This is a genomic window from Plantactinospora solaniradicis, from assembly GCF_042658085.1.
GTDB classification, from domain to species: Bacteria; Actinomycetota; Actinomycetes; order Mycobacteriales; family Micromonosporaceae; genus Plantactinospora; species Plantactinospora solaniradicis.
Map to the genome: position 1 here is coordinate 378247 of NZ_JBHSPR010000018.1, position 12121 is coordinate 390367.

The 12121-nt window shown below is 73.0% G+C and carries 10 protein-coding genes and 1 pseudogene; 5 read left to right on the plus strand and 6 right to left on the minus strand.

All coding sequences use genetic code 11. From position 1 onward, the window contains the following. Positions 1-52: 52 nt before the first annotated feature. The gene (locus tag ACFP2T_RS23480) at positions 53-4561 is read right to left on the minus strand and encodes an HAD-IC family P-type ATPase (RefSeq protein ID WP_377424967.1); all 4509 of its coding nucleotides are present in this window, start codon (positions 4559-4561) and stop codon (positions 53-55) included. A gap of 322 nt (positions 4562-4883) precedes the next feature. Further along, positions 4884-5318, minus strand: a pseudogene (soxR, locus tag ACFP2T_RS23485) (redox-sensitive transcriptional activator SoxR); the annotation flags it as partial. 111 nt (positions 5319-5429) lie between these two features. Between soxR and ACFP2T_RS23490 the strand changes: the two are divergent. Continuing rightward, entirely contained in the window at positions 5430-6005 is a 576-nt protein-coding gene (locus ACFP2T_RS23490) for an exonuclease (RefSeq protein WP_377424969.1), read from the plus strand. On the opposite strand, the gene ACFP2T_RS23495 is transcribed toward ACFP2T_RS23490, so the two are convergent. Next, the gene (locus ACFP2T_RS23495) at positions 5977-6834 is read right to left on the minus strand and encodes an alpha/beta fold hydrolase (RefSeq protein WP_377424970.1); all 858 of its coding nucleotides are present in this window, start codon (positions 6832-6834) and stop codon (positions 5977-5979) included. The genes ACFP2T_RS23490 and ACFP2T_RS23495 overlap by 29 nt on opposite strands. Positions 6835-6943: 109 nt before the next feature. Between ACFP2T_RS23495 and ACFP2T_RS23500 the strand changes: the two genes are divergently transcribed. The 3 genes from ACFP2T_RS23500 to ACFP2T_RS23510 all read left to right on the plus strand — a co-directional run bounded on the left by ACFP2T_RS23500 (position 6944) and on the right by ACFP2T_RS23510 (position 9690). After that, positions 6944-7138 (plus strand): hypothetical protein, encoded by a 195-nt coding sequence (locus ACFP2T_RS23500; protein WP_377424972.1) that lies wholly within the window; start codon positions 6944-6946, stop codon positions 7136-7138. 64 nt (positions 7139-7202) lie between these two features. Next, on the plus strand, positions 7203-7754 hold the full coding sequence (locus ACFP2T_RS23505; protein ID WP_377425213.1) for a YbaK/EbsC family protein: 552 nt from the start codon (positions 7203-7205) through the stop codon (positions 7752-7754). Between the two features lie 853 nt (positions 7755-8607). Then, a complete protein-coding gene (locus tag ACFP2T_RS23510; protein ID WP_377424974.1) occupies positions 8608-9690 on the plus strand; it encodes a helix-turn-helix domain-containing protein in 1083 nt (360 codons plus the stop codon). Positions 9691-9775: 85 nt separating this feature from the next. Here ACFP2T_RS23510 and ACFP2T_RS23515 read toward each other — a convergent pair whose 3' ends face one another. Next, complete coding sequence (locus ACFP2T_RS23515; protein ID WP_377425215.1) at positions 9776-10558, minus strand: serine hydrolase domain-containing protein; 783 nt, start codon at positions 10556-10558, stop codon at positions 9776-9778. Between ACFP2T_RS23515 and ACFP2T_RS23520 the strand changes: the two genes are divergently transcribed. Beyond that, positions 10495-11004 (plus strand): TetR/AcrR family transcriptional regulator C-terminal domain-containing protein, encoded by a 510-nt coding sequence (locus ACFP2T_RS23520; RefSeq protein ID WP_377424975.1) that lies wholly within the window; start codon positions 10495-10497, stop codon positions 11002-11004. The genes ACFP2T_RS23515 and ACFP2T_RS23520 overlap by 64 nt on opposite strands. Positions 11005-11162: 158 nt before the next feature. Here the strand turns inward: ACFP2T_RS23520 and ACFP2T_RS23525 are convergent, their stop codons facing one another. Continuing rightward, positions 11163-11582, minus strand: a complete 420-nt coding sequence (locus ACFP2T_RS23525) for a SufE family protein (protein WP_377425216.1) — start codon at positions 11580-11582, stop codon at positions 11163-11165. Between the two features lie 92 nt (positions 11583-11674). Further along, positions 11675-12100: a CBS domain-containing protein gene (locus tag ACFP2T_RS23530; protein ID WP_377424976.1), complete on the minus strand. Its 426-nt coding sequence runs from the start codon at positions 12098-12100 to the stop codon at positions 11675-11677. Positions 12101-12121: the final 21 nt, after the last annotated feature.

Below are 12121 nucleotides of genomic sequence, written 5' to 3' on the forward strand. Positions count from 1 at the left end.
GGGCCACCGTCCGGGTCTCCGGCCGGTGGCCGGACCGGCTGTCCCGGGTACGTCAGGTGGCCGGACCGGCCGTCGTGCCCCCGTCGCCCCGATCGGTCGGCCCGCCGGCACCGTCCGGCGAGGGGCCGATCAGGCGGTCCACGGCCGTGTTGGTCAGGGTGGCGCTGATGGCGCTTCCGGCGGCGATGCCCCAGCCCACCGGCCCGAGCGGGGTACAGCCGAAGAACTGGCTCAGCCCCGGAGTCTGGATCACCGCGGCGAGCAGGGCCACGGAGGCGGCGGTCGAGGCCAGCACGCTCGGGCTCGTCCCGCCGTCGATCAGGGTCTGGCCGAGCTGCGTACCGACGAGCGAGGCCAGCGCGACCGTGCCGGCCCGGCGCCGGGTCCCGGTGTACCGGGCCAACGTCCAGCCGGTGGTCGCGCCGAGGGTCGTGGTGCCGGCCCGCAGGGCGATCTCGCGGGTGAGGGTGGCACCGAGCGACGTCTCCGGTCCCTCGGTGAGCAGGCTGTCCATGCTGTCCTCGCGGGGTGCCCGGATCGCGATGGCCATTGCCGGCGCGAGGTCGGTGAGCAGGTTGACCAGCAGCATCTGCCGGCCGTTCAGTGCGGACCGGCCGGTCAGCGCGGCGGTGAGGACGCTGAACGCGATCTCACCGAGGTTGCCGCCGACAAGGATGCTGAGCGCGTGCCGGACCGAGGACCACATCGCCCGCCCCTCGACCAGGGTCGCGATGATCGTTTCGAGCCGGTCGTCGGTGACCACGAGGTCGGCGGCGGCCCGGGCCGCCGGGGTACCCCGTTGGCCGAGCGCGATGCCGACGTCGGCGAGCCGGATCGCGGGGGCGTCGTTGGCGCCGTCCCCGGTCATCGCCACCGTACGACCGCACTTCTGCAACGCCCGGATGATCCGTACCTTGTGCGTCGGCGTACACCGGGCGACCACGTCGGTCCGGGCCAGCCGCTCGGCGAGCGCGTCGTCATCGAGCTGGTCGAGTTCGGTGGCGGTGACCACGCGTTGGTCCGCGCCGTCGGTGCTGATGATCGCCGCGATCGCCTCCGCGGTGGCCGGATGGTCCCCGGTGATCATGATGGTGTGCACTCCGGCCTGCCGGATCCGGCGTACGGCCGGCGCCGCGCTCGCCCGTACCCCGTCGGAGAGGGCCAGGAAGCCGACGAACGTCAGGTCCCGGACGTCGTCCTCGCCGACCGTGTCGCCGGGCAGCTCCCGCTCGGCCACCGCCAACACCCGCTGGCCGGCGCCGGCGTGCCGATCCAGGGTCTCCCGTAGCGCCCGGCTGCCGGCCTCGTCCAGATCCCGGTCACCGCCCTGGTCACGTCGTCGGGCACAGCGGGGCAGGATCGTCTCGGGCGCGCCCTTGACGCTGAGCAGGAACTTCCCCCGGTACCGGCCGACGGTGGCGTGGTAGCCCCGGGACGGCTCGAACGGCAGCGCGTGGGCCTGGTGCCAGGGGTGGGCCCGGGTACCGGTGTCGACCCCGGCCTGCCGGGCACCCGTCAGCACCGCCCGGTCGGTCTGCTGACTGACCTCCTCGGGCCGGTCCGCCGCCGGCGTGGCCCGGAGCGCCGCCGCGAGGACCGGGCGCAGCCCCTTGTCCAGCGCGTCGAGTTCGGCGTACCGCTCGCCGTCGCCGAGGCCGGCGAGCATCAGCCGGCCCTCGGTCAGGGTGCCGGTCTTGTCGAAGCAGAGCACGTCGACCCGGCCGAGTGCCTCGATGGTGCGCGGGTTCCGGACCAGCGCGCCGTGTTCGGCCAGTCGGCGGGCGGCGGCCAACTGGGCGGCGCTGACCAGGAACGGCAACCCCTCTGGCACGGACGCGACGGCGAGGTTGGCGGCGGTACCGGCCGACTCGACGAGCGGCACGCCACGCAGCAGGCCAGCTCCGGCGACCGCCACCGCGGAACTGGCGGCCAGTGGAATGGACATCCTGGTGAGCCGGCCGAGTCGGGCCTCGACCCCGCTGGTGGGGGTGGCCTCGCCGGCCAGCGCCATGCCCCGGCCGATCTCGGTGTCCGCGCCGGTCGCCACCACCACCGCGACACCGCGCCCGGCGGCGACGGTCGTACCCTCGTAGAGCATCGACCGTCGGTCCGCGACCGCGGCGGCCACCACCGGATGGGTGGTCTTCGCCACCGGCAGCGACTCCCCGGTCAGCGAGGACTCGTCGGTCTCCAGGCCGACCGCCTCGACCACCCGGCAGTCCGCCGGGATCGCGTCGCCCGGATCGAACGCGACCACGTCCCCCGGCACGAGTTCGTCGGCCCCGACCACCCGTTCGGTTCCGTCCCGACGGACCCGCGCGGTCACCGCCGACCGGGACAACAGTTCGGCGAGCGAGCGCTCGGTGGAGACGCGGTGTCCGGCGCCGATCAACGCGGTCAGCCCGATCACCCCGCCGACGAGTGCGGCGTCCGCCACCGAACCGACCGCCGCGGAGAGACCCGCGCCGGCCGCCAGCACCGGGGTGAGGGGATTCGCCAGTTCCTCGACGAACGCCCGGGGCAGATCGAGACCGTCGACCACACCGCCCGCCGGACGCCGTCCGCGTCGGTCGACCTCCTCGGTGGACAGGCCCGCCTGGTCCGTGTCGAGCCGGGCCAGCACGGTCTCGACCGGCATCAGGTGCCAGGGCGTCGGCGGTGCGGTGTGCGAGGTACGCCGCTCGGGCAGCCGGCCGGCCCGCCAGACCCCGTGTCCGAGGGCGAGTCCGGCGGCGGCGTTCACCGCCGCCATGGTCCGGGCGGGTAACTGGGCCGGCGGGGCGGTGAAGGCCGCCAGCGCACCCAGCCCGCTGCCGGCGGTGGCGAGCGCGATGCTCTGCCGGGCCACCGTCCGGGCCATTCCAGCGGCCTCGACCACCAGTGCCGGCACCGACAGATCCCCACCGACCAGCAGGTGAGCCCCCCAGGGTGCCGGTTCCTCGGAGCGCCAGACGCCGAGCCCGCAGTCGGCGGCGGCGAGGGCACGCGGATCGGTGGAGACCAGGGCGACCATCGCGCCCTCGGACTGCAACGACCGGATCGACCTGGCCAGCCGCCGCCCTCCCGGCACGTGGCCGTCGGCGAAGTCGTACCGCTGGCGGTCCTCGTCCTCGCCGGCGACCAGGAGGCGTAGGCCGGCCCGGCGAGCCGCGGCCGGCAGCGCGTCGATTCCCGGGGCGGGTTCGGCGGCCACCCGGACCACCGCCGCGAGGGCGCCGTCCGTGGCCAGGCCGAGCAGCGTGCCGCCGTCGGAACGCAGCCGCTCGACCTCCTCGGTTCCGGACCCGTCGGGCGCCGGCATCGCGTCGAGGGGCCCGAGGCTCCAGCCGTCCGAGTTCTGGACCTGGTCGGGGCGATCCGGATCGAACAGGCTGAAGGCCTGGACGGCGACCCGTTCCGCGTCGCTGCCCGGTAGCGGTACCAGATCGGCGAGGACTCCCCGGTCGGACCGGAGAGCGAGGGCGTCCAGCACCAGGACGTCGAGCCGGTCCAGTTCGCGCAGGACGTTCCGGTCCATCGCGATCACCCCCCGACGGGCGAGCAGCCAACCGAGCCGTGCGGCGTATCCCTCCCGACCGGCGACGGCCGCGCTCGGCAGGCTGGCCAGGGCCAGTGCGGCGGCGCGCTTGCGCCCGGCCAGGGAGAGCGTGGCGGCCCCGGCGATGGTGCCCGACTCCAGTACCCGGGCCAGGTACCGCTCGACCGGTCCGTCCGGCTTCGCCCGGGGACGCTCGTCCGGGGGCGGGGGTGCCGAGGCCCGTTCCGGCGTACCGGCGAGGAGTGGTTCGGCGCCCTCCCAGGCGGCGAGCTGGGCGCGGGCCTCGCCCCATTGCAGGACCCGCTGCGCGCCGTCGAGCACGATGCCGGCCCAGCCGCCGGTCAGGCCCTGGGCCAGCACCGCCGCCAGCGGCAGCACCGAGTCCGCCCGGTGGTCACCGCGCAGCCCCCGACCGGCCAGCGCGTGCAGCCGCGGATGCAGGTCCACCGCCCGGACGAAGCCGGCGATTTCTCCCGGCGCCCGGGTGAACGGCAGAATCCGGACCGCCGCCGACAGGCCGAGGCCGAACGCGTCGGTGGCGATCCTGGCCATGGCCCGCCGGCTCCGGGGCCCCTCCTCCGGCGGATGCGGTTCCGGGCAGTCCGGGTCCGGTTCGAGACCGTCGGTACGCTCCACGGCGGCGATCGCCGCGATCAGTTCCCGCAGCCGGGGCTCGGGTGGGCCCACCGCCACCACCACCCGGCCCGAGGGCGCGTTGACCCGGGCCCACAAGACGCCCGGCACCTCGTCCAGCGCCTGTTCGACCTGTGCGGCGAGTCGCTCACTGCCGGGCTGGGCGACCCCGTGCACCTCGATGTGGTGCCGGCCGGGGCGGGTCCACACGGCGCGGCGCTTCAGCCCGGCGGCCTGCGCCGCCCGGAACACCACCGACTCGGCGCCCCGGGAGAACCCGGCGACGAGGTCCGGCACGGCACCGGGGGAGACCACGGCGGGCAGGTGGAGCCGGGGCAGGTGCATGTCGGGCAGGCGGATCCGGGGAAGGCTGCGCCCCAGGGGCGTCATCGACCGGAGCCGCCGGCTGGCCGGCCGCCCCGCCACGGGGCGGTACCGCTGTCGCTGGCCGCACTCGGGTACCGCATGTCACCCTCCCAGAGCCTGTGGACCGGCGCTGCCTTCCCCGCCACCGCTGCCTTATGCGCCCAGGGACCGCGGTTTCCGGCCTGCGGCACGTCGGTCCGGCGGATCCTCGGGCTCAGACCCCGGTCCGGACGGCGGTCGCGGGCACCCCGTTCGGCACACAGCCGAGCTGCGGGCGGCACGCGTCGGGCTCGGCCTGCTCGGGCTCGTCGTTCGACACCGGTGCCGAGCCGGCGAGTCCGGCGAGCAGGCGGCGCGGACCCGTACCCGTGCTCGCCAGTACGTCGTCGGGGTTGGACAGCGCGCAGCGGTCCAGCGACAGGCACCCGCAGCCGATGCAGTCCGACAGGTCGTCGCGGAGCCGCTGCATCGCGATGATCCGGTCGTCGAGTTGGGCACGCCAGTTCGCGGACAGCCGGGCCCAGTCGGCGCGGGTCGGCGTGCGCTGCTCGGGCAGGCTGGCGAGCGCCTCACGGATCTCGGCGAGCGGCACACCGACCCGCTGGGCGAACCGGATGAAGGCGACCCGTCGCAGCGTGTCGCGGCCGTACCGGCGCTGGTTGCCACTGGTGCGGGTGCTGGTGATGAGGCCCTTGGCCTCGTAGAAGTGCAGGGCCGAGACGGCGACGCCGCTGCGTTCGGCGAGCTGACCGACGGTGAGGGCGTACGGAGGCTGGGTCACCCGCCCCACGATATCGCCTACCTCGACATTGGTTTAGGTATCCGGGTGGTGGTCGCGGTCACGGCATTAAACGGATGGACAGCGGACCGGTCGCCGTTCCTAAGCTGATCCGTGGCCGATCTTCCGGAGTTGTACGTCGCCGTCGACGTGGAGGCGGACGGGCCGATCCCCGGGCCGTACAGCATGATCTCGTTGGGCATGTCGGTGGCGGGTCGCCCCGAGCTGGGTTTCTACACCGAGCTGCGGCCGATCTCCGACGAGTTCGTGCCCGCCGCGCTCGCGGTCTCCGGGCTGGACCGGGACCGGCTGGTCCGCGAGGCGCCGCCGGCCGAGGTGGCGATGGCCGCCGCCGCACGGTGGGTGAACGGGCTGCGCCGGCAGGGCCGGCCGGTCTTCCTGGCCGCGCCCGCGGTCTGGGACGGCATGTTCGTGCACTGGTACTTCGTCCGGTTTCTCGGCCACAGTCCGTTCGGGGCGACGGGCTCGGGCGTGGACCTGCGTAGCTACTGGATGGGCCGGACCGGCGCCGAGTGGTCCCGCACGCACAAGGGGAAGATCAAGAATGCCCTCGGCCTGACCGGACTGCCGCACACCCACCACGCGGGCGAGGACGCCGCCGAACTGGCCCAGGTGTTCGACGCGGTACGGCGCCAGCCGGTCACCGGGTCGCCCGATCAGGCCGGCTGATCCGGGTACGCCCACCGCCCGGCGTGGTGACCCGGTCGGCGAACCGGATCAGCGCCGGGTTGACCACCTCCGGGTACTCGGTCATCGGGTAGTGCCCGGCGTCCGGTACCAGCAGCAGGTCGGCGCGCAACTGGGCGGCGGCGTACCGGCCCTCGGCCGGCGGGTCGGGGAAGTCGGTGTCCTTCTCGCCCATCACCACCAGGGTCGGGGTGCGGAGTTCGGTCAGTTTCCGGGCCGAGGCCCGGTCCCGCATGGCGCTGCGGACGGTGCGGACGAACGACCGCCAGTGATCGTCCGTTCCGAGGCTCCGCCGGATCCGGGCCTGGTGCTCGGCGAGGTCGGCGGGGGGACGTCCGGGATGGAACCGGCGGTAGTACCCGGCCCAGACGGCCGGGCCCCAGGGGCGGAGCAGCATCAACCGGTACGCCAACCGGGCGAGCGGGCTGAAGTCCGGCTCGCGGACGAACGGGCCGATCAGGGCCAGCCCGGAGATCCTGGTGGGTTCGGCAAGCGCGGCCAGGATTCCGGCTCCGGTGCCGAGGGAGTGCCCGACCACCACGGCCGGACCGCCGCCGAGGTGGTCGACCAGTGCCAGCAGGTCGGTCGCGATCCCGGTGTCGTCGTACCGGTCGAAGCCGTCGCTGCTGTCGCCGTGTCCGCGCAGGTCCATCGTGGCGACCCGGTAGCCGGCGGCGCGAAGCGCCGGCACGGTGAACCGGAAGACCGACCGGACGTCGCCCATCCCGGGTACGCAGACCACGAGCGGTCCTTCGCCCTGGACGTCGTACCCGAGCCGGCCCTGACCCCGATCAAGGTGAAGAGTGCTCATAGCTATAAAGCTAACATGCATAGCCGCGCCCTGGAACCCCGTCGACACGACCGGGCGACAGTGGCCCGGACGAGAAACGATCTCTGGATCCGGAATCTAGGCTTACGTCATGATCTATCTGGCTTCAGCCGCGATCATGTACGTATGCGGCTTTGTCTTCCTCTACGGCGTGGTCCGGCTGGCCGTCCGGCACGGCATCGAGGACGTCGACATCCGACGTGCCCGCGCGGCCAGCGCTCCCGAACGGGCGCTGCTCCGGGAGCGGACGCTGATCCGGGACAACGCCTTCCTCGCCGGCAGTTGAGGATCCCGCGCGACGCGGACCGGTGCACCGGCGCGGGGACGGCGGTGCGAGGATCACGGATGTGATCGGAACCCTGAAGACAGAGCCGGCCCGTACCCGCGCCGACCTGCTCGCGCCGCCGGTGACCGCCGCCCTCGGCCAGTGGCCGACCGACGCGTCGGTGGACGTCGACGACGTACTGGTCGCGCCGATCGACGCGACGCTCGCGGACACCGCCGCCTTCTGTGCGGCCTACGAGGTCGGACTGGACATCTCTGCGAACTGCGTGATCGTGGCCGGCAAGCGGGAGGGGACGGTCCGGTATGCGGCCTGCGTCGTACTGGCCACCACCCGGGCCGACGTGAACGGCGTGGTGCGCCGCCACCTCGACGCACGCAAGGCGAGCTTCGCCCCGATGGACGACGCGGTCGAACTGACCGGGATGGAGTACGGCGGGATCACCCCGATCGGACTGCCCGGGTCATGGCCGATCCTGGTCGACTCGCGGGTGGTCGGCACGCCGTACGTGATCGTCGGATCCGGCGTCCGGCACAGCAAGATCGCTCTGCCCGGCCCCGCTCTCCGCCTCCTGCCCGGCGCCGAGGTGGTTGACGGACTGGCCCGACCCGTCGGGTGAGCGGTCCGGCCAGCAGACCGGGCATCCGCAGACCACCACCCTGACCTGGCCGGTACCGGAGACCAGCCGTACCTGTCCGGGACAGCCGTGCGGCGGTGGGGTGACCGGCGGACGCATGGCGAGCGCGCACGGCAGACACAGCGTCGTCTCGCTCATTCGGTTAGCTCCCCTTCGCCCCCGTCGACCGGCTCCCCACCGGTCACCCCCATCGCTAGTAGGGGGGCATGGCTGTCGATGTGTACCACATCGACAGCCATTCGCGCGGGTACAAATGGGTCGTTGACCACGTCCAAATATGCGGATGCGGTTGCCAGCGCCCAACAGTCCGGAAGTTTGCAGATCGGGCAGTTCCCGTCCGTCGCCGGCCAGTGTTCGACCACGATGAGCCGCGCGGAGAGAATCAGCCGGTTACGTGTCCGGTGCGCGGCCCGAGTGGTCATCGCCGATCGCCGCGCCACCCACGATCGAGCCGTGTGCCGCGCACAAGTCGCCTCCTGAACTGGCGGGGAGGTGCGGCGGCCGCCGGCACGGCCGCCGCACCCGATGGAGCGCGACCCGCCTCCCAGGGGGGAAGACGGCGGGTCCGCGCCCCGGCCCGCGTGGACAGATCACGTTCCGACCTCGGAGGCCACGGAGGTCGGATCGTGTCGTACCCGCGGGTCGCGGAGCTGACTGCCTCCGCACCGATCTCCGCCTCACTCCAGGCTTACGTTCAGGACCTGGAAGCGGTAGAACATTGACCGGTGCCACATCGAGCAGAAGCGATCCACATCCCCACATTCCCGTAACGAGAGAACTACCGATAGTAGGCGCGGTTTTCAGGTGTTTTCCGGAGCGCACAGGCGGTAGACGGATGGATCACGTCGGCGCAAGGCTGAGGGTGGCGCGTACGGACGCCGCGGTCACCCTGACCCAGATGGCGGCCCGGACCAACTACAGCAAGAGTCATCTGTGCAACGTCGAGCTCGGCAAACGGCCGGCCACACCGGACCTGGTGTTGGCCTACGAGCGGGTGTTGGGAGACAGCGTGAACCGCAGAGGTGCCCTCGCACTCGCCGCGGCCGTGGTCGTGCCCACCGCGGTCGCCGAACTGATCCAGCACGGGTTCGCCGCCGCCATCGGCCCGCGCCGATCCGTCGACGACTGGGTGGCGCAGGCCGAGGCGTACGGCCAGGACTACATGTCACTCGGCGCGGCGGAACTCCAGGGCCGGCTCGCCGCCGACCTGGTCGTCCTGCAACAGGAACTGGACAGCCCGCACCTGTGGGGCGTGGCGGCCCGGCTGATGACGGTGCACGGCAAGACGTTTCCCTCCAACGACGGTGGCCGGGGCGCGATCCGGTCGTACGAGATGGCCGCGATCGCGGCGGACCGGGCGGACGACCTGGACACCCGGGTCTGGGTACGCGGCCGGGCCGCTCTCGCCCTGGCGTACGAGGGGGCGCACCTTCCGGTCGCCGCCCGGCTCGCCGAGCAGGCCGTCGGCCTCTCCGAGCGGCCGAGCCTCGGCCGGCTGAACGCGCTCACCGCACAGGCCCACGTCGCGGCGTTCCGGGGCGACGCCGTCGGCAGCCTGTCCAAACTGGACGACGCCCGGCGGATCTTCGACACGGTCGGCAGCGCCGAGCAGATCTCCGACTTCGCGGTGCCGGAATGGCGGTTCCACACGTTCGAATCCATGCTGCTGTCCCGGCTCGGTCATCCGGGTGCGGTCGCCGCCCAGGAGGCGGCGGACCGCGCGCGACCGGTCACGTTGCCCCGCTTCGCGACCCACATCGAGCTGCACCGGGGCCTGATGATGGCCTCCGCCGGGGACGCGGCCGGCGGACTCGGGTACGCCCGACGGGCGCTGGACCGGTTGCCGCCGGAGCGACACAGCCTGTCCCTGCGGCTGATGCTGGCCGAGGTGGAACGGGTGGCCGGCTCGGCGGTCTGATCGACCCGCCGATCCGGCGACCGTCCCCGAGGCATTCGGCCGGTCGCCGGTCTCGCCCGGCCGTGCTCAACCGACCCGGCCGGGCTCAGCCGACCTTGGGCGCGGCCCGCATGCCGACGTAGACGCAGGCGGTGCCATCGGTCAGGGTGGCGAAGACCACCGGCATGTAGTCCTCGCTGAAGGACGGGCCGGCGCCCGAGGCGGCGAACACGGTGTCCGAGACCGGGACCAGGTCCATGTCCAGGGGCGGCGAGAAGTCCTTCATCCCGTCGACGAACTCGTAGCGCAGCCGCGCGGTGCCGTCGTCCGGCTGGCTGACGGTGATGACGACGCCCTCCCGTCGGTAGCTGCCCAGGTGTGGCGTCAGGTCCACCGTGGGCGGCTGGGCGGCCGGCCCGAACGCCTCGGGCATGCGTACGCCGGCCAGCTCGGCCAGCAGTTCCCGGAACAGCGCCGCGTACAACTGGCGGGCGCCGCCGCCGTTGGTCAGCAACACGACGGCCACCTCCGCCTGGGGGACGACCCGCAGGTAGGCGTACTGGCCGATGGCGGCGCCGTCGTGGCCGTAGCCGGCGATGCCGTCCCAGTCGTACAGCGTCCAGCCCAGTCCCCAGCCGTCGGCGCTGACGATCCACTTGTCGGGGACGTCGACCTCGCGGCGCTGCATCGCCGCGACGCTGTCGGCGGAGACCAACCGGGTGCCGTCCGGGGCGACGGCGCCGGCCAGGTGCAGTTGGGCGAAGCGGGCGACGTCGGCGGCGGTGATCAGGACCCGGCCGTACGGGCCCGCCGATCGAACTGGTCGTGGACGAGATCTACGGCGAGTTGGCGGTCGCCGAGCTGTCCGATCCGGGTGGCTGGCGGGCAGTCGTCGGCGGCAGCGCGCACGACCTGCGGTCGATGGCTCTGCGGCACCCCTGGGTCGTGTCCGTGCTCGGCCAGATCGGGTTGGCCACGCTCGGGCCGAACCTGACCCGGTGGTCGGAGGGACTTCTCGCGGCGTTCGAGACGGCCGGCTTCGCGCTGGACGAGGCCGACCAGGCGATGAACACCCTGGCCGCGTACGTCATCGGGGTGGCGACCAGCGAGGCGGCCTACCTGTCGATGCTCGCCCGCAGCGGGCAGAGCGAACGGGACTGGATCGAGAGCCTGCGACCGGTCGCCGAACAGTCCGTCCAGGAGCACCCGCTGCTCAGTGCCGGGTACGTCGCCCGGCGCGACCGGGACCCACGGGAGATCCGCGACGACAACTTCGAGTACGGGCTCCAGCGCGTCCTCGACGGCCCGGCCGTCCGACTCGGCCCCGCCGGCTGACCCGGGTCGGCCGGCTGACTCGGGTCGTCCTCGTCGATACGAGCGACGCGCATCGATGCTGTTGCACGTGAAACGTTGGATCTGTCCCGGTCAGGCCCTTGTCGCTGCCGGCGTTCCGGCCCGCGCCGGTCCTACCCGGACGACGACCGACCCGTTGATCAGCCGAGCTGTTCGCGTACCTGCCGCTTGAGTCGGGCCAGGATGGCGTTGCCGCCCCGGATCCGCAGCGGGCTGATCGCCTGGGCCAGGCCCATCCGCTGGTAGAGATCGTCCGGTACGCCCAGCACCTCTTCGGCACTCGCCCCGGCCAGCCCCTCGGCCAGGATTCCGGCGAAGGCCCGGGTGGTGGGAGCCTCCGGCGGACAGTCGAACCAGGTGGTGACCGTCCGATCCGGGGCCACCTCGGCCCGGAGGAAGAACGCCGTCTGGCACTCCGGTACCTGCTCCATGCCGGTCCGGTCGGTCAGGTGTGCCGGCAGCGGCGGAACCGCGTCGGAGAACTCCAGCAGCATTTCGAGGACCACGTCCCGGGGGGCGTCGGCGAACTCGGCCACGATCTCGGCGAGTTTCGGTGGCATCGGCTGCGGCGTGGATTCCGGCATGACCCCAGGCTACCGAGGTCGCTCGGGGTCGCTCGGGGTCGGGCAGCGAGCCGCCGGCGGTCGAGCCGTCAGCGGTCCGGGCTCGCCTCGCTGATGTCGCTGAGCGCGGACGACGGGTCCAGGCGGATCGCCAGGTCGCCCAGGGAGACGATGCCGACCAGTTGACGGTCCGTGTCACAGACCAGGATCCGGCGTACGGACCGCTCCCGCATCAGCGTGGCCGCCTCCGCCGCGGTCGAGTTCTGCTCGATCATCACGATCTCCCGGGTGGTCACCGAGCCGAGGGTGGTCTGTCGGGCGTCCCTGCCCTCGGCCACCGCGCGGACCACGATGTCCCGGTCGGTCACCATGCCGAACAGGTTCGGTCCGTCGGTCACCACCACGTCGCCGATGTCGGCGTCCCGCATCGCACGGGCGGCCTCGTCCAGCGGTGTTCCCACGGGCAGGTAGACAACCTGCCTGGTCATGACGTCGCGGACCCTGACCTGCGTCACGAGAGCCTCCACACCCCGGTT